Below are 20,925 nucleotides of genomic sequence, written 5' to 3'. Positions count from 1 at the left end.
TGCATCGGAACGGCGCGAATATGAAACAGGTTCATCAACTTGACGCGATCGATCGCCGCATCGTCACAGCGCTCCAGCGCGACGGCGCGCTCACCCATGCCGATCTGGCCGAGGAGGTGGGCGCGTCGGCGGCCTCGTGCTGGCGGCGGATCAAGGCGCTGGAGGCGGCGGGCGTGCTGATCGGCACGGTGCGGCTGGTCGATCCCGATCGGGTGGGGCGCGGGGTCAACGTGCTGTGCAGCGTGCGGATGCGCAGCCATGCGCCAGCCGATCGCGCCGCGTTCGAGGATTTCGCCCGCGCCGCGCCTGAGATTCTCGAATGTTTCTCGATGTCGGGCGACTGGGATTATCTGCTGCGGATCGTGGTCGCCGATGTCGGCGATTACGAACGCTTCCTGATGCGCAGCCTGCTGGGCCATCCGGCGGTGTTGACGGCATCGTCGCACTTCGCCTTGGGTCTGATCAAATATAGCACCGCGATACCGGTCTGAGGGGGAGGGACATGACCTACACGACATTGGCGACCGAACTGGACGCGCAGGGCATATTGCTCGTCACGCTGAACCGGCCCGACAAGCTCAACGCCTTCACGGTCGAGATGGCCGACGAACTGGAGGCCCTGTTCCGCGGCGCCAATGCCGACGATGCGATCCGCGCGATCGTGGTGACGGGGGCGGGGCGCGCCTTTTGCGCGGGGATGGACCTGAGCACCGGCGGCAATGTCTTCGGGCTGGACGAGAGCCAGGCGCCGACGATGGCCGACATGACCGACCGGCTCGACGATCCCGCAATCCACCGCGGCGTGCGCGATACGGGCGGGCGGGTGACGCTGGCGATCCACGATTGCATCAAGCCCGTCATCGCCGCGATCAACGGCCCCGCGGTCGGCATCGGCGCGACGATGACGCTGGCGATGGATATCCGCCTCGCGAGCAAGGATGCGCGGATCGGCTTCGTCTTCGGGCGGATCGGGGTGACGCCGGAGGCGTGCTCGACCTGGTTCCTGCCGCGGATCGTGGGGATGCAAACCGCGCTCGAATGGGTGCTGTCGGCCGATATCCTCGATGCCGAGACGGCGAAGGCCGGCGGGCTGGTGCGCAGCGTCCATGACGATCGCGACGCTTTGCTTGCCGAGGCGATGGGGCTGGCGCGCAAGTTTACCGAACATCGATCCCCGGTCGCGATCGCTTATGCCAAGCAGATGATGCGCCGGAACGCGGCCCTGCCGCACCCGATCGACGCGCATCGGGTGGATTCGCTGGCGATGTTCTATTCCAGCATCGGCGACGGGAAGGAGGGCGTTGCGGCCTTCCTGGAGAAGCGCCCGCCCGATTTCACCGGCAAGGCCTCCGCGCTACCATTCGATCCGTGGGGAGACACCAAGTGAAGGCGCTGATCGTCCATGCCCATTCAGAAAGCGACAGCTTCGTCGCCGCGATGCGCGACGTCGCGGTCGCGACGCTCACCGCGCAAGGCGCCGAGATCGCGCAGTCCGATCTTTATGCGATGGGCTTCAACCCCGTCCTGTCGCCCGCCGACTTCGGCAGCCGCAAGAATGCGGACCACCTGACCTACGCGCTCGAACAGCGGGCCAATTATGATGCCGGCACGCTCGCGCCCGATATCGTGGCGGAGATCGAGAAGGTGCTGGCGGCGGACCTGATCGTCTTCACCTTCCCGGTCTTCTGGTTCAGCGTGCCCGCGATCCTCAAAGGGTGGATCGACCGCGTGTTCATCTCCGGCCCCTTTTATGGCGGGCGGCGCGTCTATGGCGCGGGCGGGCTCAAGGGCAAGAAGGCGCTCGCGGCGTTTTCGCTGGGCGGGCGCGAGCATATGTTTGGGCCGGGATCGATCCACGGTGAGCTGGAAACCGGCATGCTCCGCCACTTTCTGCAGGGGGCGCTGGGCTATGTCGGGTTCGACGTGCTCGAGCCGTTCGTCGCATGGCACGCGCCGTATGTGACGCACGACGCGCGGGTGGCGATGCTGGAGGCGCTGGGCGGCCATGTCGCGCGGTGGGAGAATCTGCCCGCGCTGCCGATGCCGGACCTGACGAAGTTCGATGACAGTTTCGCTCCGAAATGAAGTCATCCCGGCGGAGGCCGGGATCTCCGGAGAGGCGCGGTGTGCTAGAGACGCCTGAGATCCCGGCCTCCGCCGGGATGACGGTTATCTATCGATCCATCAGATCGCGGATTTTGGTCGAGATCGCCTTCATCGCAAAGGGTTTGGTGATCACCTCCATCCCCGGCGCGAGGAGGCCGTTGCCGACGGCCGCATTCTCCGCAAAGCCGGTGATGAACAGAACGCGCAGGTTCGGTCGATAGACGCGCGCGGCATCGGCGACCTGGCGGCCGTTCATGCCGCCGGGCAGGCCGACATCGGTGATCAGCAGGTCGATCCGCTGATCGGTCGACAATATCTGCAGCCCGCTCGGCCCGTCGGGCGCCTCGATCGCGATATAGCCGGCATCCTCCAGCACCTCGACCACCAAAGCGCGGATCGCGGGTTCGTCGTCGATCACCAGCACGCGCTCGCCATCGCCATGATCCGTCTCGCCGGAGTGGGCGAGCGCCTCTTCCTCCGCCGTGCCGTGGTGGCGGGGCAGGTAGATGCACATCGTCGTGCCGCGCCCGACCTCCGAATAGATTCGCACCTGCCCGCCCGACTGGCGCGCAAAGCCATAGACCATCGAGAGGCCGAGACCGGTTCCCTCGCCCAGCGGCTTGGTGGTGAAGAAGGGATCGAAGGCGCGCGCGATCGTCTCCGCGTCCATGCCGGTGCCGGTATCGCTGACGCAGATCGAGATATATTGGCCGGGCGCCATGTCGCGTTCCATCGACGCGCGATCGTCGAGCCATTTGTTCGCGGTTTCGATCGTGATCCGCCCGCCATTGGGCGCCATCGCGTCGCGCGCGTTTATGCACAGGTTGAGCAGCGCGTTTTCAAGCTGCGGCGCGTCGATCCGCGTGGTCCACAGCCCGGCCGCGCCGACGATTTCCAGTTCGTTGAGTGGGCCGATCGATCGGCGGGTCAGATCCTCCATGCCCAGGATCAGCCGGTTGACGTCGGTGGGCTTGGGATCGAGCGTCTGGCGGCGTGAGAAGGCCAGCAGCCGCTGCGTCAGCGCCGCCGCGCGCCGCGCGCCGCCCTGCGCATTGTCGATATAGCGTTGCAGGCCCGCGACGCGGCCCTGATCGATCCGTTTTTCCAGCAGTTCCAGATTGCCGCTGATCGCCGCGAGCAGATTGTTGAAATCATGCGCGAGGCCGCCGGTCAGCTGGCCGACCGCCTCCATCTTCTGCGCCTGGCGCAGCGCATCTTCGGCGCGGACACGCGCGGTGACTTCCGATGCCTCGGGCACCAGCGCGACGATCCGGCCATTGGGATCGAAGGCGGGGCGCATCGAGAATTCGTACACACGCTCGCCCGTCGGCAGGTGCAGCGGCATCGTGAACTGGATGCTTTCGCCTGCCGCGACGCTCGCCACCGTTTCACGCACGCGATCGGCCATGCCGGGCGTGGTCGCGAACCACGGCGTGTCCCAATAGTCGCGGCCCGCAACGTCGTTCAGCGTCGCGCCGATCGCCGACAGCGCGGTCGTGTTGGCGTACAGCACCTGGCCTTCGGGGGTCAGCAGCCCCTGCGCCATGAACGATGTTTCGAAGACGGTGCGGACCGTCGCCTCGCTCTGCTGCAACTGGGCCGCGCGTTCGGCGACGCGCGCCTCCAGCGTTTCGTTCAGGAAGTGCAGCCGCTCGGCCGTCTCGCGCAGTTCGGCCTCGGCACCCACGCGTTCGACATGCGCCCAACTGCGTTCGGCGACTTCGTGGATCAGGGCGATTTCGGCCTCGGTCCAGTGGTGCGGCTTGTCGCGATGGATCGCCATCAGCGCGATCAGCCGGCCTTCCTTGACCAGCGGCATGCACACGGTCGCTTCGATATTGAGCGCCAGATAGGTCGCGGCGTCGGCGGGGGGCAGTTCGGCGCGGCTGTCGTTGATGATCTGCGGGCGGCCTTCGCCCAGCGTCGACACCGCAAGTTGCCCGAAATCGGTCAGGCGGTGATGGCCGACGGCGTTGCGCACGCCCGGCGCGGACCATCCGCCGCGCACCGTGAAGCCGCGTTCGTCGGCATCCATATCGGCATAGGCGCAAATCGATACGCCCAGATGTTCGCCGGTCATCCGCGTGGTGACGGTCAAAATCTCGTCGGCGTCGCGGCTCGCCTCGGTCGCGCGCGACAGCGCGTCGAGGAAGCGGAGTCGATCGCCGTCGGCCAGCAATTGCCGTTCGGCGCGCACCCGGTCGCTGATCTCGATCACGATCGCCAGCACGCCGGCGGGCACGCCGTCATCGTCGTAGATCGGCGAATAATCGAGATCGAGATAGACGTCCTCGAACTCCCCCGTCCGGTTCAGCGTCAGCACGAAATCGCGATAGGCCAGCGTCCCGCCCGCCAGCCCGACCTTCATCACATTGTCGTTGAAGTCGGCGACCTCGCCCCAGCCTTCGCGCACCTTGCTGCCCAGCAGCACGGGATGGCGATCGCCCGCAAAGACCGAATAGCCGTCATTGTAGAGCATGATGCCGTCTTCGCCCCACAGCATCACGATCGGCACGGGCGAATGGACGACGAAGGCGACGATGGTCTTGAGCGATTGCGGCCACGCTTCGATCGGCCCGAGCGAGCCGGACCAGTCGAACGCCGCGATCCGATCGCCCATCTCCCCGCCGCCTGCCAGGAACAGCAGCGGATCACGCGTCTCTACGGTCTGGGTGTCCACGATTCCCCTGCGGCAGCGCGGCTAAATATTTGGCCCGAAATGCCGAATGGTTCAGGAGAGTGAAGGTTCCGGACTGTGCACAACTTATCCTTCGGCGGCGATTTCGTGCAACGCCGCGACCAGCTTAGCCATGTCATCGGCGTTGTTGGTGAAGGATGGGGAGACGCGCACGCAGCATCCCTTGGCGGGGCCGTCGCGCTCGATCGTGAAGATGCGATGCCGGTCGAACAAAGCCTGCCGCAGCGCGCGATTGGCCTCGATCGAGGTGCGGCCGGTCAGGCGGAAGGATGTGATGCCGCCGTGAAGCGCGGGATCGTCCGGGGTGAGGATCTCGATCCCCTTCACGCCCCGCAGCGGCTTCACCCACAGATCGCGCAGGTGGCGCAGGCGCGCGGCCTTGGCGGCGATGCCGATCCTCTGGTGCGCGGCGATCGCGTCGGGGACGGTGAGGATGCCGGCGAAGTTGACGGTGCCCGTGTGGATGCGCGCATCGATCCGGTCGCTCGGTGCTTCGAGCAGCGACGGGTCGATGTCGGGGATGCGATCCTTGCCGATATAGACCACCCCGACACCCAAAGGTGCTGCGATCCATTTGTGAAGGTTGATGCCCGCAAACTCGATGCCCAGTTCCTTCAACGAGAAATCGAGCTGGCCGAGCGCGTGGCCGACGTCGAGCAGCACGTCGATATTGCGCGCCTTCGCCATTGCCACGATCTCTTTGACGGGCGGGACGAGGCCGGTGCGGTGGCTGAGCTGGGTCAGCAGCATCATGCGAATCTTCGGATCGGCCTTCAGCGCGGCCTCATAGGCGTCGACCAAAGATTGCGCGGTCGCAGGTTCGGGCAGGTCGATCTTCACGACCCGCACCCCGCGCAGCCGCGCGAGCGATTCCATGCCGGTCTGCATCGCGTCATAATCTAGATCGGCGTAGAGAACGGCGTCGCCGGGCATGAGCTTGTTATAGCCGCCGATCAGCACCGCCATCGATTCACTGCCGCCGCGCGTGAAGGCGATCTCGGCCGGATCGAGCTTGAGCAGCGCCGCGACCTGCGTGCGCACGCCGCGCATCTCGGCATTGGCGGGGCCGCGCGTGAACAGGGTCGTCTCGCGGTTCACCTTGTCGGTGCGGGCTTCATAAGCCTGTCGCACCGTCGTCTGCATCGCGCCGAAATGCCCGGCCTCCAGCTGGACGATGCCGGGCGGTGGTGCGTCGTAGAGTTTGGCGACCTGCGCCCACCACGCCTCGTCGGCGGCGAGTTTGTCGGGCGTGATGCCGGCGGGGACCGCCAGCGTCTCGGCGAAGGCGGGTGCGGCCGAAGCGGCGGCGGAGGCGGCGAGGAAGGTACGGCGGGAAACGGGCATTTCCCGACTATGAAGCGATTATCGTGACAGGCAAGTTACGCCGTCAGCGCCTCATGGAACATGGCGAGCGCCGTTTTCGCGAAGGTCTCCATATTGGCGATGCGATCGTTGCTGTCGGTTTCGACCATGCGGACCATCGTGAAGCCATCCGGCCCCGCAATCGCGATGCAGCTCGTACCCGAAGGTTTGCCGTGCGGATGATCGACCGGGCCGGCCGATCCGCTTTCGGCGATGCTCCAGTCGGCACCGAAATTGTCGCGGATCGCGGTCGCCTGCAGCAATGTATAGGGTTCGGTGACGCCGCGCAGGCCGGTCCAGTCGGACAGCGGCAGGCCGAACAGATGCTTACGCCCCGCGATCGAATAGAGCGTGCCGCCGCCCTTGAAGAACTTGGTCGCGCCGGGAATCGTGCAGAAGGCCGCCGAGACGAGCCCGCCGGTCGATCCGTCCGCCACCGCGACCGATTGGCCGCGTTCGACCAGCAGGGCGGCCGATGGCGCCGCGAGCGCATTGAGTTCGTGCAGCATCGAAATCCCCTCTTGTTTGTCCGGGCTTAGCCCAGCCGATCGATGAGGGGAAAGAGCGTCGCTTGTTCGGTATCGGACAATTGCACCATCCAGTGATCGGCGGTGAGGAGCGAGCGCATCATGTGTGGCCGATCGCCGGGCAGGGGGCTGATCGGCCCGTCGCCCGCGACGACGCGGGTGACGTTGGCGACGCCGTTGGTGGGCAGGACCGCGCTGGTGACGGCACGCCCCGCCTCTGAAGGCAGGCCGAGCAGCCGGCGCAGCGTTGCCATCCCGAAGAAGCGGCAGCCGACGAGAGCCGCGACCGGATTGCCCGGCAGGCCGAGGATCGGGACGCCGCCGGGCGTCGTCGCGAACAATACGGGCTTGCCGGGGCGCATGCGGACGCCGTGGAAATGGATCGCCGCGCCGACATCGCGCACCGCATCGGGAATATGATCGCGTTCGCCTGCCGATGCGCCGCCGGTGGTGATGACGAAATCCGCCGTCGCCAGCGCCGCCGCAATCGCACCGGCAATCGCTTCGCGGCTGTCGGGCACGGGGGCGGAGAGGGTGACGGCCGCGCCGGTTTCCGCAAACAGCGCCGCGATCATCGGACCGTTGACGTCGATGATGCCGCTGCCCAGTTCGTCGCCGGTCGGGATGATCGCGATGCGCGGGCGGCGGCGCACGTCGATCGTCTCCACGCCATAAGCGACCAGCGCGCCGAGCATCGGGGCGGAGATCGTCCGACCCGGCCCCAGCACCTCGTCACCGGGGGCGGCATCCTCGCCCTTGCGGCGGATGTTCATGTTGGTCGCGACCGGCTCGGTGATGTGCAGCCGATCACCGTCGACGGTCGCGCGCTCCTTGATCAGCACGGTCGCGCCGCCTGCGGGAATGATTGCGCCGGTCATGATCGGTCGCGCGGTGCCGGGGGGGAGCGGCGCGCTGACGTCGCCCGCGAAGATCGGATCGCCGATCGCCAGATCGCCGCCTGCGCAGTCGGCGGCGGTCAGGACGAAGCCGTCCATCGCCGACATGTCGGCGGCGGGGTGAAAAAGTCGCGCCTGCACCGGCGCAGAGGTGACGCGGCCCAGCGCGTCGGTCAGGGCGATCGTCTCGATGGGAAGCGCGGCGACATGGTGCTCGACGGCCGCGATAGCCTCGAAAAAGGCGGGGCGGTTGGGCTTTGGCTTAGGCGCGCTGGTCAGGTCGGAAGGGCGGTTGATGTTGCGAATGGGATCGCTGGCGATGCCGGTCGCGGCGCAGGCGCGTGCCCAGGCGTGCATCGACCGATCCTCACCGCCCAGAAAGGCTTCGAGCTGGTCGGCCAGCCCGACCGGCCAGCAGCCGACGACCGGCGCTTCGAGCAGGAAGGCGGGCGCCGCATCGATCAGCTTTGGAACGACATCGGATGGCAGTTGCGGAATGTCGCACGCCGTCACCACCACCGCGTCGAAGCCCCGCGCCTTGGCGTGCCGTAGCGCCCCGCACAGGCCGCCGAGCGGGCCGAGGCCGGGTGCGGGATGGTCGGGAATATCCGTCGCCATCGCATCGACGAACGGCGCGATCGTATCGCGCGCATGGTCGATCAGGGGGCGATCTTCGAGCATCGCGCGCGCCTTGTCGCTGCCGAAGCGGCTCGATCGGCCGCCGGCGAGCACCACCCCAAGGCGCTTCATGCGATCAGCAGCGCGTCGGGCCGGGCGAGCACGATCAGGCGAAGTCCCGCCTCCGCCGCCCGCGTCACGGCAAGGCTGGTCGGGGCGGACACGGTGACGAGCAAGGGACAGTCGGCGAGCACGGCTTTCTCGACAAGTTCGAACGAGCAGCGAGAGCTTAGCAGCGCGAAGCCTCCGTCCCAAGAGCGCCCGTCCCGCGCCATCGCGCCGATCAATTTGTCGAAAGCGTTGTGGCGGCCGACATCCTCGCGCGCGATCAGCACCTCTCCCTGCGCCGAGCAAAAGGCGGCGGCGTGGACCGCGCCGGTTTCGGCGTTGAGCGGCTGGTGATCGCGCAAGCGCCCGAGCGCGCGGAAGATCGCGGCCTCGTCCGCATCGCTGGTCGCGGCGACGGCGGGCAGGGGGCGTAGCGCGGTTTCGAGATTTTCGATCCCGCACAGGCCGCAACTGCTTTCGGACACGCGATGGCGCACGCGCTCCATGACGCGCGGCAGGCGATCGTCGATCAGGGTGACGCGCAGCAGCACGCCCTGCGGGGTTTCGTGCGCATCGATATCGACGATATCGGCGGCGCGATCGATCAGCCGTTCGGACAACGAGAAGCCGGTCGCGAAATCCTCCAGATCGGCCGGCGTCGCCATCATCACGGCATAGCCGATGCCGTTAAACTCCAGCGCGATCGGCATTTCGACAGCAATCGCCCGATCGATCGTCGCGCGTGTTCCGTCGCTACCGACCCGCTCGACCGGCCGCCGTTCAGCCGGCGTCGTCATGGCCCGCACCCGCGACGTCGGCATATTCGGTCGCGGGCGTCTGCGGCGGCGGGGAACCCTTTTCGTGCAGGATCGCAATGGCGCGCGCGGCGACGGGGCCGAGGCTGTCGGTCAGGCCTGCAATCCGCGCCTTCATCCGCGGATCCCAGAATTTCGCGATATGATCCGCCGTCGCCATCGCCGCCTTCTCATGCCCGATCGCGGCGAAATTGCGCGCGATCTGATCGGCCATATAGGCGAGGCGCTGGTCGGTCGACATCATCGCGCTTACTCCGCCGGCTCGAAGCGCGGCTCGATCCGGCGCGAACGCTTCGCGTGCGCATCGTAATTTTCCTGCCAGTCGCTCGGGCCGTTGGATGGCGACACCTGCACCGCCGTCACCTTGTACTCGGGGCAATTGGTGGCCCAGTCCGAAAAGTCGGTGGTGATGACGTTGGCCTGCGTCGTCGGGTGATGGAAGGTCGTATAGACCACGCCCGGCGCCACCCGCTCGGTGATCAGCGCGCGCAGTGTCGTCTCACCCGCGCGGCTGCGCAGCGACACCCACTGGCCGTCGTGCAGCCCGCGATTTTCGGCGTCGTGCGGATGGATTTCCAGCCGGTCCTCGGGATGCCACGCGACATTGTCGGTCCGCCGCGTCTGCGCGCCGACATTGTAGTGGCTCAGGATGCGCCCGGTGGTGAGCAGCAGCGGGAAGCGCGGGCCGGTCTTCTCGTCGGTCGCGACATAATCGGTGACGACGAACTTGCCCTTGCCGCGCACGAAGCCGTCGAGGTGCATCGTCGGCGTGCCGAGCGGGGCGGCGGCGGTTGCGGGCCACTGGAGCGATCCATGCTCCTCCAGCGCCGCGTAATTCACCTTGGCGAAGCTGGGGGTGAGGGCAGCGATCTCGTCCATGATCTCGGACGGGTGCGCGTAGCTCCAGTCCAGCCCCATCGCCTGCGCGACCATCTGCACGATCTCCCAGTCGGCAAAGCCGTTGAGCGGGGCCATCACCTTGCGGACGCGCTGGATGCGGCGCTCGGCATTGGTGAAGGTGCCGTCTTTCTCCAGGAAGGTCGATCCGGGCAGGAAGACGTGCGCGTAATTGGCGGTCTCGTTCAGGAACAGATCCTGCACCACCACACACTCCATCGCGGCGAGGCCGGCGGCGACGTGGGCGGTGTTGGGATCGGATTGCAGGATATCCTCGCCCTGAATGAACAAGGCCTTGAACGCGCCATCGGTCGCGGCGTCGAGCATGTTGGGGATGCGCAGGCCGGGTTCGTCGTCCAGCGGCACGCCCCACGCATCTTCGAACATCGCGCGAGCCTCCGGATCGGAAACGTGGCGGTAGCCTGAAAATTCGTGCGGGAAGCTGCCCATGTCGCACGCGCCCTGCACGTTGTTCTGGCCGCGCAGCGGGTTCACGCCCACGCCCTCGCGCCCGACATTGCCTGTCGCCATCGCGAGGTTGGCGATCGCCATCACGGTCGACGAACCCTGGCTGTGTTCGGTGACGCCAAGGCCGTAATAGATCGCGCCATTGCCGCCGGTCGCGTAGAGGCGCGCGGCCTTGCGCAGTTCGTCCGGATCCACCCCGGTGAGGCTCGCGGTCGCTTCGGGCGATCGTTCGTCTTCGCTAACGAACGCGGCCCAATCCTGAAACTCGTCCCAGTCGCAGCGTTCGGTGATGTAGGCTTGGTCGAACAGCCCCTCGGTCACGATCACATGCGCCATCGCGGTCAGCACCGCGACGTTGGTGCCGGGGCGCAGCGACAGGTGATGCGCGGCCTCGATATGGGGGCTGCGGACCAGATCGGTGCGGCGCGGATCGATGACGATCAGCTTCGCGCCTTGGCGAAGCCGCCGTTTCATCCGGCTGGCGAAAACGGGGTGGCCGTCGGTCGGGTTCGCGCCGATGACGAGGATGACGTCGCTATGCTGGACGCTGTCGAAATCCTGCGTCCCGGCGGAGGTGCCGAAGGTGGTCTTGAGGCCATAGCCGGTCGGTGAGTGGCAGACGCGCGCGCACGTATCGACATTGTTGTTGCCGAAGCCCTGCCGGATCAGCTTCTGGACGAGGAAAGTCTCCTCGTTTGTGCAGCGGCTCGACGTGATCCCGCCCACCGCGCGGGTGCCGTAGGAGGACTGGATGCGGCGGAACTCGGAGGCGGTGTGGGCGATCGCTTCTTCCCAGCTCACCTCGCGCCACGGCTGATCGACGCTCTCGCGGATCATCGGGTTGAGGATGCGTTCCTTGTGGTTGGCATAGCCCCAGGCGAAGCGGCCTTTTACGCAGCTATGCCCGCGATTGGCCTTGCCGTCCTTCCACGGCACCATGCGGACGAGTTGTTCGCCGCGCATCTCGGCGCGGAAGGTGCAACCGACCCCGCAATAGGCGCAGGTGGTGACGACCGCCTTGTCCGGCGTGCCGACCTTGATGACTTCCTTTTCGATCAGCGCCGACGTCGGGCATGCCTGCACGCAGGCGCCGCAGGATACGCATTCGGACGACAGGAAATCCTCGTCCTGGCTCGCGGCGATGTGGCTTGCGAAGCCGCGCCCGTCGACGGTGAGCGCCAGCGTCCCCTGCACCTCGTCACAGGCGCGCACGCAGCGGGAGCAGACGATGCACTTGGCGGGATCGAAGGTGAAATAGGGGTTGGACTCGTCCTTGGCCGCATCGAGATGGTTCGCGCCGTCATAGCCGTAGCGAACGTCGCGCAGGCCGACGGCCCCCGCCTGATCCTGCAATTCGCAATCGCCGTTCGCCGAGCAGGTGAGGCAGTCGAGCGGGTGATCGGAAATGTAGAGTTCCATCACCCCCTTGCGCAGCTTGGCCAGCTTTTCGGTCTGCGTGCGCACGACCATACCGGGGGTGACGGGCGTGGTGCACGATGCCGGATAGCCTGCGCGCCCGTCGATCTCGACCAGGCACAGGCGGCACGATCCGAAGCTTTCGAGCGTGTCGGTCGCGCACAATTTGGGGATGCTCGTCCCCATCAAGGCGGCGGCGCGCATGATCGAGGTGCCGGCGGGGACGTCGACCGGCTGGCCGTCGATGGTGAGCGACACCAGCGGCGCCGTGTCGGGCGCGGGCTTGGTGCCAAGGTCGATCTCGCCGATCCATCCCATCGCCTTACTCCGCCGCCTGGGGCAGCGCGGGGGCGCCGCCGAAATCTTCCGGGAAATGATCCAGCGCGCTCAGCACCGGATAAGGGGTGAAGCCACCCAGTGCGCAGAGCGATCCGAACTTCATCGTCTCGCACAGGTCGCGCAGCACGCCGATCTCTTCATCGACCGAGCGGTGTTTGACCTTCGCGTTGCGCATCTGAGGCATAGCCTCCAGTGCCTGTTCGCGCTTTGCGGCGCCCTTGATGCGGTCGATCGTCTCGACCCCGCGGGTCGATCCGATCCGGCACGGCGTGCATTTGCCGCAGCTTTCGATCGCGCAGAATTCCATCGCGAAGCGGGCCATCGCGGCCATGTCGACGCTGTCGTCGAACACGGTGATCCCGGCATGGCCGATCAACCCGCCCGCCGCCGCGAACGCTTCGTAATCGAACGGCGTATCGAACATCGACGGCGGGAAATAAGCGCCCAGCGGCCCGCCGACCTGCACCGCGCGCACCGGCCGCCCGCTCTCGGTGCCGCCGCCGATTGCGTTGACCAGCTCGCCCAAGGTGATGCCGAAACCGATTTCGAACAGCCCGCCATTCTTCACGTTGCCTGCCAACTGGACCGGCATCGTCCCGCGCGATCGGCCGAAGCCGACCTCGGCATAACGCTCCGGCCCTTCGGCCAGGATGAAGGGGACGGCGGCGAGGCTCAGGACATTGTTGATGACGGTCGGCTGGCCGAACAGACCCTGGATCGCGGGGAGTGGCGGCTTGGCGCGGACCTGCCCGCGCTTGCCCTCGATCGATTCCAGCAGCGCGGTCTCCTCGCCGCAGACATAGGCGCCAGCACCGACGCGAACCTCGACCGTGAGGGGCGCGAGGATGGGCGCGGCGCGCTCGATCGCCGCATTCAGTGCACGGATCGCGAAGGGATATTCGGAGCGGACGTAGATGTAGCCGTGCGACGCACCGACCGCGTGGCCCGCGATCGCCATGCCTTCGAGCAGGCAATAGGGATCGCCTTCCATCAGCATGCGATCGGCGAAGGTGCCGCTGTCGCCCTCGTCGGCATTGCAGACGATGAACTTTTCGGGGGCGGTGGCATCAAGGACGGTCTGCCATTTGATGCCGGTCGGGAAGCCCGCCCCGCCGCGCCCGCGCAGGCCCGATGCCTTGACCGCGTCGACCACAGCCTGGGGGGCGAGCGCGCGTGCGGCGGCCAGCCCTTTCCAGCCGTCATGCGCAGTATAATCGGCCATGCTCAGCGGATCGGTGATCCCGCAGCGGGCGAAAGTGAAACGCTGCTGCTTCGCGAAGAAGGGCATGGTGGCGAGATCGCCGATGCGATTGGGGTGGGTGCCGTCGAGGATCGCGGGCACGTCCTCCGGCTCGACCGGGCCGAAGGCGATGCGGGCGCCGTCCGTGGTCTCGATCTCGACCAGCGGCTCGATCGCGAACAGGCCGCGCGCGCCTGTGCGGATCACCTCGCAGCCCGCCGCCGCCAGCGCGTCGGCGATATCGTCCGCACCTAGAGCGACCGAGGCCATGTCGCACGAGACGTAGGCGCGGGTCATGCGCTCACCTGCGCGACGATACGGTCGATCTTGTGCGCGTCGAGGCGGGAAACGGGTTTGTCGTTCACCAGCGCGTTGGGGCCGGTGGCGCACAGGCCGAGGCAATAGACGGCTTCGAACGAGACGCGGCCATCCTCGCTCGTCTCGTCGATCGGCAGGCCAAGGCGATCCGAAAGGGCGGTTTCGATCGCACCGACCCCACGCGCCTTGCAGGCTTCGGCGAGGCACAGTTTGACGATGTGGCGACCCGCCGGTTCGCGACGGAAATCATGGTAGAAGGTGACGACGCCGTGCACCTCGGCGCGGCTGAGGTTCAGCGCGCGGGCGACGAGCGGGATCGCCGCGTCGGGCACCCAGCCCACCTCCGCCTGAATGGCGTGGAGCAAGGGCAGCAACGCGCCGCGTTCGCCTGCAAATCGATCGGCCAGAGTGCCGACGATGGTGTCGAGATCGTCCGGTATCACGCGAAAGGCGGTGCGCCTCTCATGTGATAGGGTCAAATCGACTTTTCTGAAATTTGATAGAAACTATCTATCAAAGGGCAGATCGAGATCACGTGCCACGGTTGCCGCCGCCTCGCTCAGCGGGGATCGCGGAAGTCGATCGGGGATGATCAGGCCGATGCGGCTTGCATAGCTCGGTTCCTCGAACGTCAGCGTGTGCGCCCAGTCTGGCAGCAGGGTGCGGTAGCTGTCGGGCATGATCGTGACGAACGCGCCCGACCGCGCGAGTGCGAGCAAAGCGACGTAGCTGTCGGCAGTCGCGAGCGGCGCGGCGGTCAGCCCGCGCGCGGCCAGTTGCTCGTCGAGGATGCGGCGGTTCTGCATGCCCTGATGGAGCAGGCAGAGCGGCTCCTCCAGCGCACGTTCGAAACGCGTGCTCGTCATCTGCGCCATATGATGCCCGCGCGCGACGACCAGCATCGGGCGTTCGGCATAAAGCGGGGTGGCCATGACGTTCGCGGGCGGATCATGATCGATATAGGTGATCCCGGCATCGAGCCGGAAGGCCGCAAGCTCCGCTTCGATCTCGCGCGAGGTGAGCGAGCGTATGTCGACCTCGACGCCTGTATGTGTCGCTCGCATCGCCTTGGCGAAATGGCCGACGCTGGGCATCGATGCGGGGATCGCGCCTAGCCGCAGCGTGCCCTTCAGCGGGCCGCGCACCACGCTGGCCGCAGCCCCCATATTGGCGTGCGCCGCGAGCATCGCCTGCGCCCAGGGCAGGACCGCGCGGCCCTCCGCCGTCAGCCCGATATAGCGCCGATCGCGCTCGATCAGCCGCGCGCCAAGCTGCTCCTCCAGCGCGGAAAGGCCGGACGACAAAGTCGGCTGCGACACGTTGCAGCACGCCGCCGCCCGCGCGAAATGGCCTTCGCGTTCCAGGGTGACGAGATATTCGAGATGCCGGATCTGCATCGCGGCACGATGGCAAAAAAAAGCGCCCGTGGCGACTGGGCCACGGGCGCGAATATTCCCCGGAATGTAGTGTTTTAGAACTCGACCGTCAGATCGACACCGTAGGTGCGGGCGCGTTCATAGTCGGCCGAGATCGCATAGACGAGCGACGGCGCGTAGCTGACCTGCTTGGTATCGAACAGGTTGCGGCCCCACAGCGCCAGCGTCGCCTTCGAACCGCCGATGTCGATGCCCTGCAGCGCGAGGCGGCCGTTGACCAGCCAGTAGCCCGGAATGCGCTGCGCATTGGCGAAGGCCTGCTGTTCGGCGGCGTTGATGCCGAACAGGGCGCTGCCGCCCGTGGTCAGCGGCACGACGGGCACCTTCTGCTGCTTCGACTTGTAGTTGCCATCGACGCGGGCGACGATCTGCGCATCGCCCCACACCGGTTCGGACTCATACTGGGCCGAAAGCGCGCTGGTCCACTTCGAACGATCGTTGGCGACGACCACCGCGGCAGCGGCGGCGACGCGCGGATCGACGCGGGTATAGTTGAAGTTGGTGAAGCCCAGCGCGGCGTTGAAGGTCAGTTCGCGGATCGGCCGGAACGTCGTTTCAAGTTCGAAGCCCTTGGCGCGCGCATCGCCCGCGTTGAGCACGACCTGGGTGAGGTTCTGGTTGGTGCTGCCGATATTGGCGCCCGACGTCGTCAGCTGCAGGCCGGTATATTTCACCGTGTAGAGCGACAGGTTGGTGCGCAGCTTGCGATCGAACCAGTCGGCCTTGATGCCGCCTTCCCACGACTTCGCGGTTTCCGGATCGAAGGTGAAGCCCGCGAACGAGCCACCCGAGATGAAGCCGGTGACATACTTGCCGTAGATCAGGACGTCAGAGTTCACCTTGTAGTTATAGCCAAGGTTGTAGGTGAACTTGCCCTTCGAATAATCGACGACGAACGAGTTGGTCGCGGTGGGCGCGGCCGCCGAGACGATCGTGTTGTCGATACCGGTCTTCTTGTCGTGCGTGTAACGGCCGCCGGCGACGAGATCGAGGCCCTCGAGGACGTGGAATTCGGCCTGGCCGAACGCCGCCTTCGACACGACCTTCACGCGGCCGTCGATCGCCCCGAAGCCGTTGGCGCGGGGGCCGGGGACCGCGAAGCCCGGATAGATCTGGAACGACGCCGAACGCGCCTTGCCGAGCGGGCTCGCGCCGTCACCCGTCGAGCCGCGGCCCGAACGCTGTTGGAAATACAGGCCGCCGGCCGTGACCGTGACGAAATCCGAATTATAGTTGAACTGGAGTTCGTCCGACCACTGGCGATCGAGACCCGAGGTCAGCGTCGGCTGCAGGAGCAAAGGCGCGCCGATATTCGCGTTCAGCAACGCCGCGCCGCCGGCGAGGAGGCCATAGGCCGTCGCGAACGGACCCATAGCCGCCGTGCCCGGATTGACCAGGCCGCCATTGCCGTCGATCAGCGTCAGCGGCGACTGGAACTTCGACCGGCGATAGGCCGCGATATTCTTGAACGACAGATCGTCGGTGATGTCGCCAGAGATGGTCAGGCTGTGGCCCTGATTCTTGATGCGGCTGTTCACGACGCCGGCATTGTTGACCGCGTCGGGGCGCGTCTTCGAAAGCTGGGTCAGGTTCGCGCGATTGGCGGCGGGCTGCGCCGCATAAAGCTGGCGAAGCAGCGGCGACATGTAGATGACGCCCTGGCCCGGAGCCGAGAAGGTGCTGTCGGTCCAGTCGAACTTGTAGATCGCGCGGATCGCCGGGCCATCGTAGAGCAGGTTGGCGCTGGCCGCTTCGGTGTTGAAGCCACCCAGATCCTTGGGCGACTTGCGGATGCCGGCGCCGACGCGGCTGAAGTCCCACGTCGTGCCGCCGCCCAGATTCTTGATGTCGCCGCGGCGTTCGGTGTGGACGTAGTTGAACGACGCGCTGAAATCGCCGTACTTCGCCGTATCGAGGTGCGCGAGCACGCGGAACTGATCGTAATTGCCGTAGCTGACCGTGCCGCGAACGCCGAACTCACCCTTCGGATCGCCCGTGGTGATGCTGACGGCGCCGCCGGTCGAGTTGCGGCCGAACAGGGTGCCCTGGGGACCACGCAGCACTTCGATCCGCTGGATATCGCCCAGTTCGAAAATCGAGCCCTGCGCGTTGGCGAGGAAGACGCCGTCGACATAGAGACCGATGCCGCGATCGACGCCGATCGACGAACCGATCGTCACTTCGCCGCGCATCGAGTAGGTCGGCAGGCCGCCGCCGCCGACGATCTGGCGCACGGTGAGGTTCGGCGAGATCGAGTCAAGATCGCGAACGCTGACGATGCGGTTGGATTCGAGCGAGGCGGTGGTGACAGCCGAGATGGCGACCGGCACGTCCTGCAGGCGCTGTTCGCGCTTCTGGGCAGTAACGACGATGTCCTGGACCCCACCGATCTCGGTGTCTTGCGGCGCAGCTTCCTGCGGCGCGGTTTCCTGCGACCATGCCGGACCGGCGATCAGCAGAGCCAGTGCTGTGGCAGCAGAGCCGCACGCCAGCTTACGAAGATTGGATTTCACGAAACACCCTCCCGTCAAAGAATGACAGGATTTCCCAGGCGGATCGGGGTGCGCATTGTCAATGCGACCGATTGCAAGTCCATAATGGCGGAAATGCGCGAATAGTCCGCAGACGGCCGGATTGACCTGCGGCATGGGGCGCCGGCTCGCACAGCGAGCCGAATGGTGAATTTGCTTCGCGCCCCTACTGTTGCATCAAGGCAACAGCGGAACCGAAACGGAGCGTTTGGTTCAGCTCACCTTGGGCTTGATCTCCTCCATCACCCATTGGGCATGGTCCATATAGGCTTCGACGCTCTTGGCCTCGAGCGCGGGAACCGCGGTGTAGGTGACACCCAGTTCGCCAAGCTGACCGATGCGATCGACATAATATTGCACGCTGCGCTGGACGTGCATTTCGGGATTGTCCTGCACGACATGGCCTTCGCCGATCGCGGAGGTGACGAGGCTGTAGGACACGTCGAACGGGCCGCCCTTATAATCGGACTGCGACTTGATGAAGTCGATCCGCGCGGGGATGTCGGCTTCCTTGGTCAGGAACGGGATCCAGCCGCTGGCATAGCGCGCCGCGCGCTTGAGCGGGCCGTCGGCATCGCCGCCCATCCAGATCGGCAGATGCGGCTTCTGCACCGGCTTGGGTTCGAACGCCGCATCCTTGAACGAGACATATTGGCCTTCGAAGCATGGATTGTCGCTGGTCCACAGTTCGACCATTGCCGCCAGATATTCGTCGCTCATCTTGCCGCGTTCGTGGAAGGGGACGCGCAGCAGATCGAACTCCTCCTTCAGCCAGCCGACGCCGAAGGTGCAGGTGACGCGCCCACCGCTCATGAAATCGATCGTCGACAGCGCCTTGGCCAACAGCACCGGATTGTGGAGCGGCAGGATGGTGAGGCAGCTGTTGACGCGGATGCGATCGGTCGCGCCGGCCAGATAGGCCATGCCCGCCGCGCTATCGAAATAATGCGCGCCGGACAGCTCGATATGTTCGGTCGGCACCAGGAAATGTTCGGGCACCGCCACCATGTCGAAGCCCAGCGCATCGGCGCGCTTGATCATCGCGGTCTGCGCGGCGCCGTCGACGCTGCGTTCCCAGTCGTTGCCGAGCGCCTTGAGCTGAACCGTGTTGGGCAGAGCGAAACTGAACTTCATGCCGGCCTCTCCGTGGGCTTTGTTATCGGAGCAGCTAAACACACTATTGCGACGGGCGCGAAGCACCCGCCTCCGGTCACTCGTAAAATGCGACAGAGTGTAAAGGACAAGGCGGCGCCCCGTATGGGACGCCGCCTGTCAGATCGCCGTGGTTATTCGGCCGCCTGCGCGAAGGCTTCGTGCGTTTCGTGGCCGGCGATGCGGCCCGGATAGGCACCGGTGAAGCTGCCGCCGTCGAAGACGGGTTCGCCATGCACCAGCGTCATGCGCATCGGCGCGGCGTCGCGGGTGTAGCGATAGGCGCGACCGCCCGAACCATCGGGAACGTCGAACTCCTTGATCATCGGACGACGCTCGATCTCGTCGATGTTCCAGATCGCGATGTCGGCGGTCTTGCCCTCCGCGATATGGCCGCGATCGCGGAAGCCGAAGAAGTTGGCGAGCTTGCCGGTCAGATTATAGACCGCCATTTCGATCGTCAGGTGATTGTTGTCGCGGGCATAGCTGTTGATCAGATCGATATGATCGCCAATGCCGCACAGCATCTGCGCATGCGCGCCCGAGTCCGAGATGTTGCCGAGCGCATTCTCGTCCTTGAACAGATCGATGATCTGCTGCTGCGAATTGATCTCCATGCCGTAGCCCAGCGTCGATCCGATGCCGTTCTCGATCACCCAATCGGCCAGCGCGTCCGACGGATGGACATTGTCGCCGCGCAGATCGAGCACGTCCTTGAACGTGACGTTCGAACCATAGGGCCCGACGCGATACTGGCTGTCGCGCATGATGACCGTCTCCGGCTTGCGCCACATCGCCTGCGGATACATCTCCTCCCACGAAGCGCGGGCGCGCTCGCGCCATTCCTCGTTCTGGAGCAGTTCCAGCTTCTTGGTCGCGTTGGTTTCGCGCGCGACCTCGACCCAGGCGAGAATGTTGTTCTGCGCGAAGGTGAGCGGCGAATTGAAGTTGATCATCGTCGCCGGGGCGACATGGGTGAAGCCGGTGTAGAGCGGCCAGCCTTCCTTCTTGTAACGCTCATGCTCGTCGATCAGCGGGGCGATGCCGCGCGACAGCTGATATTTCAGGAAGGGGACGCCGGCCCACTGGGTGCGGAACTTGCGATCCTTCAGCATCGGCACCAGCCGCTCCATGTCGGCGACGCCGGTGAAGCGCTGGAAGGTGGAGATGATGATCTCGACGGTCTTGTCGGGATATTCGTCCATCACGTCGAATAGCGCGTTGAACTCGCGATCGTCGGCCAGGAGCGAGGGGACGGGGTTGCCGTCGCCGTCATAGTCCATCGTGTTCGACGAGAAGCCGCAGGCGCCGGCGTCGAGCGCCTCGCGCAGCATGTCCTGCATCGTCTTGATTTCTTCGTCGGTCGCGACGCGCTTGGTTGCGTCCATGCCCATCGCCGCGAGGCGGATCGGCTGGTGGCCGGCGAAGAATTCGAAGTTCAGCGGCACCTTCAGGTGGCGCTGCATCGAATCGCGATATTCGCCCCACGTCTTCCAGTCCCAGGGGAGCTGTTCGTGGAACGGCTGCAGGGGGATGTCTTCGAAGAAGGAGAAGATGCCGATCATGGCGTCCTTGGCTTCCTTCGTATCGGGCACCGGGGCCGCGCCGAAGCCACAATTGGCGTTGATCGAGGTGGTGATGCCATAGCCCGGCAGCGGGAACATGTTGGGCATCCACCACATCGGCGCATCATAATGGTTGTGCGTTTCGATGAAGCCGGGGGTCACGTAGCAGCCGGTGGCATCCACCACGCGCTCGACGCCCTCGCGCTGAAGATTTTCGCCGACCTTGACGATCTTGCCGCCCGAAACGCGGACGTCGGCCTTGAACGGCGGATTGTTCTGACCGTCGATCACGGTCCCGCCCTTGATAAGGATATTGTAGCTCATGGCAGCCTCTCCACCTGGCTTGCCGGGCTCCCACCCGGCAAGGATGACAATGGGTTAGAAACGGTCCTCTGATTCTTTTATGCCGTCCGATTATCGAATATCGGAGACT

General features: G+C 65.8%; 16 protein-coding genes. 3 read left to right on the top strand and 13 right to left on the bottom strand.

Going from position 1 to position 20,925, the window contains the following annotated elements; translation table 11 throughout:
• Positions 1-20 precede the first annotated feature (20 nt).
• From EOD43_RS22895 to EOD43_RS22885, 3 genes are read left to right on the top strand one after another with little or no spacing between them, the layout of a single operon-like run.
• The gene (locus tag EOD43_RS22895; protein WP_127746749.1) at positions 21-491 is read left to right on the top strand and encodes an Lrp/AsnC family transcriptional regulator; all 471 of its coding nucleotides are present in this window, start codon (positions 21-23) and stop codon (positions 489-491) included.
• Positions 492-502: 11 nt separating this feature from the next.
• Positions 503-1,387 (top strand): crotonase/enoyl-CoA hydratase family protein, encoded by an 885-nt coding sequence (locus EOD43_RS22890; RefSeq protein WP_127746748.1) that lies wholly within the window; start codon positions 503-505, stop codon positions 1,385-1,387.
• Positions 1,384-2,085 carry an NAD(P)H-dependent oxidoreductase gene (locus EOD43_RS22885; protein WP_127746747.1) on the top strand — a complete coding sequence of 234 codons (702 nt, stop codon included), beginning with the start codon at positions 1,384-1,386 and terminating at the stop codon, positions 2,083-2,085. The genes EOD43_RS22890 and EOD43_RS22885 overlap by 4 nt, the downstream gene beginning before the upstream one ends.
• Before the next feature lie 88 nt (positions 2,086-2,173).
• On the opposite strand, the gene EOD43_RS22880 is transcribed toward EOD43_RS22885, so the two are convergent.
• From EOD43_RS22880 to EOD43_RS22820, 13 genes are all read right to left on the bottom strand, one after another.
• The gene (locus EOD43_RS22880; protein WP_420822472.1) at positions 2,174-4,786 is read right to left on the bottom strand and encodes a GAF domain-containing hybrid sensor histidine kinase/response regulator; all 2,613 of its coding nucleotides are present in this window, start codon (positions 4,784-4,786) and stop codon (positions 2,174-2,176) included.
• A gap of 84 nt (positions 4,787-4,870) precedes the next feature.
• A complete protein-coding gene (locus EOD43_RS22875; protein ID WP_127746746.1) occupies positions 4,871-6,148 on the bottom strand; it encodes an aminotransferase class V-fold PLP-dependent enzyme in 1,278 nt (425 codons plus the stop codon).
• Between the two features lie 35 nt (positions 6,149-6,183).
• The gene (locus EOD43_RS22870) at positions 6,184-6,675 is read right to left on the bottom strand and encodes a CinA family protein (RefSeq protein ID WP_127746745.1); all 492 of its coding nucleotides are present in this window, start codon (positions 6,673-6,675) and stop codon (positions 6,184-6,186) included.
• Between the two features lie 26 nt (positions 6,676-6,701).
• The gene (locus tag EOD43_RS22865; protein WP_127746744.1) at positions 6,702-8,339 is read right to left on the bottom strand and encodes a molybdopterin-binding protein; all 1,638 of its coding nucleotides are present in this window, start codon (positions 8,337-8,339) and stop codon (positions 6,702-6,704) included.
• Entirely contained in the window at positions 8,336-9,112 is a 777-nt protein-coding gene (fdhD, locus tag EOD43_RS22860) for a formate dehydrogenase accessory sulfurtransferase FdhD (protein WP_127746743.1), read from the bottom strand. Before fdhD ends, EOD43_RS22865 begins: the two co-directional genes overlap by 4 nt.
• Positions 9,096-9,374: a formate dehydrogenase subunit delta gene (locus EOD43_RS22855; protein WP_240653478.1), complete on the bottom strand. Its 279-nt coding sequence runs from the start codon at positions 9,372-9,374 to the stop codon at positions 9,096-9,098. Before EOD43_RS22855 ends, fdhD begins: the two co-directional genes overlap by 17 nt.
• A 5-nt stretch (positions 9,375-9,379) precedes the next feature.
• Positions 9,380-12,229 (bottom strand): formate dehydrogenase subunit alpha, encoded by a 2,850-nt coding sequence (gene fdhF / locus EOD43_RS22850; protein ID WP_127746742.1) that lies wholly within the window; start codon positions 12,227-12,229, stop codon positions 9,380-9,382.
• Between the two features lie 4 nt (positions 12,230-12,233).
• Complete coding sequence (locus EOD43_RS22845) at positions 12,234-13,787, bottom strand: NADH-ubiquinone oxidoreductase-F iron-sulfur binding region domain-containing protein (RefSeq protein ID WP_127746741.1); 1,554 nt, start codon at positions 13,785-13,787, stop codon at positions 12,234-12,236.
• Positions 13,784-14,251, bottom strand: coding sequence for an NAD(P)H-dependent oxidoreductase subunit E (locus tag EOD43_RS22840; RefSeq protein WP_420822475.1), 468 nt, complete (start codon positions 14,249-14,251; stop codon positions 13,784-13,786). Before EOD43_RS22840 ends, EOD43_RS22845 begins: the two co-directional genes overlap by 4 nt.
• Positions 14,252-14,314: 63 nt before the next feature.
• On the bottom strand, positions 14,315-15,205 hold the full coding sequence (locus EOD43_RS22835) for a LysR family transcriptional regulator (RefSeq protein WP_127746740.1): 891 nt from the start codon (positions 15,203-15,205) through the stop codon (positions 14,315-14,317).
• A gap of 74 nt (positions 15,206-15,279) precedes the next feature.
• Positions 15,280-17,757, bottom strand: a complete 2,478-nt coding sequence (locus EOD43_RS22830) for a TonB-dependent receptor (RefSeq protein WP_164857415.1) — start codon at positions 17,755-17,757, stop codon at positions 15,280-15,282.
• A gap of 231 nt (positions 17,758-17,988) precedes the next feature.
• Complete coding sequence (locus tag EOD43_RS22825) at positions 17,989-18,909, bottom strand: TIGR03619 family F420-dependent LLM class oxidoreductase (protein ID WP_127746738.1); 921 nt, start codon at positions 18,907-18,909, stop codon at positions 17,989-17,991.
• A 152-nt stretch (positions 18,910-19,061) separates the two neighbouring features.
• A complete protein-coding gene (locus EOD43_RS22820; RefSeq protein WP_127746737.1) occupies positions 19,062-20,816 on the bottom strand; it encodes an amidohydrolase family protein in 1,755 nt (584 codons plus the stop codon).
• Positions 20,817-20,925: the final 109 nt, after the last annotated feature.

Origin of the sequence: Sphingomonas crocodyli, assembly GCF_004005865.1 — a bacterium.
GTDB classification, from domain to species: Bacteria; Pseudomonadota; Alphaproteobacteria; order Sphingomonadales; family Sphingomonadaceae; genus Rhizorhabdus; species Rhizorhabdus crocodyli.
This window is presented reverse-complemented; position numbering and strand designations above follow the sequence as displayed.

What these genes read in the sequence shown, in the direction of transcription:
- EOD43_RS22895 (WP_127746749.1), top strand. Translation starts at nt 21, where the DNA reads ATGAAACAGGTTCATCAACTTGACGCGATCGATCGCCGCATCGTCACA.
- EOD43_RS22890 (WP_127746748.1), top strand. Translation starts at nt 503, where the DNA reads ATGACCTACACGACATTGGCGACCGAACTGGACGCGCAGGGCATATTG.
- EOD43_RS22875 (WP_127746746.1), bottom strand. Translation starts at nt 6,148, where the DNA reads ATGCCCGTTTCCCGCCGTACCTTCCTCGCCGCCTCCGCCGCCGCTTCG.
- EOD43_RS22870 (WP_127746745.1), bottom strand. Translation starts at nt 6,675, where the DNA reads ATGCTGCACGAACTCAATGCGCTCGCGGCGCCATCGGCCGCCCTGCTG.
- EOD43_RS22865 (WP_127746744.1), bottom strand. Translation starts at nt 8,339, where the DNA reads ATGAAGCGCCTTGGGGTGGTGCTCGCCGGCGGCCGATCGAGCCGCTTC.
- fdhD (WP_127746743.1), bottom strand. Translation starts at nt 9,112, where the DNA reads ATGACGACGCCGGCTGAACGGCGGCCGGTCGAGCGGGTCGGTAGCGAC.
- EOD43_RS22855 (WP_240653478.1), bottom strand. Translation starts at nt 9,374, where the DNA reads ATGATGTCGACCGACCAGCGCCTCGCCTATATGGCCGATCAGATCGCG.
- fdhF (WP_127746742.1), bottom strand. Translation starts at nt 12,229, where the DNA reads ATGGGATGGATCGGCGAGATCGACCTTGGCACCAAGCCCGCGCCCGAC.
- EOD43_RS22845 (WP_127746741.1), bottom strand. Translation starts at nt 13,787, where the DNA reads ATGACCCGCGCCTACGTCTCGTGCGACATGGCCTCGGTCGCTCTAGGT.
- EOD43_RS22835 (WP_127746740.1), bottom strand. Translation starts at nt 15,205, where the DNA reads ATGCAGATCCGGCATCTCGAATATCTCGTCACCCTGGAACGCGAAGGC.
- EOD43_RS22825 (WP_127746738.1), bottom strand. Translation starts at nt 18,909, where the DNA reads ATGAAGTTCAGTTTCGCTCTGCCCAACACGGTTCAGCTCAAGGCGCTC.
- EOD43_RS22820 (WP_127746737.1), bottom strand. Translation starts at nt 20,816, where the DNA reads ATGAGCTACAATATCCTTATCAAGGGCGGGACCGTGATCGACGGTCAG.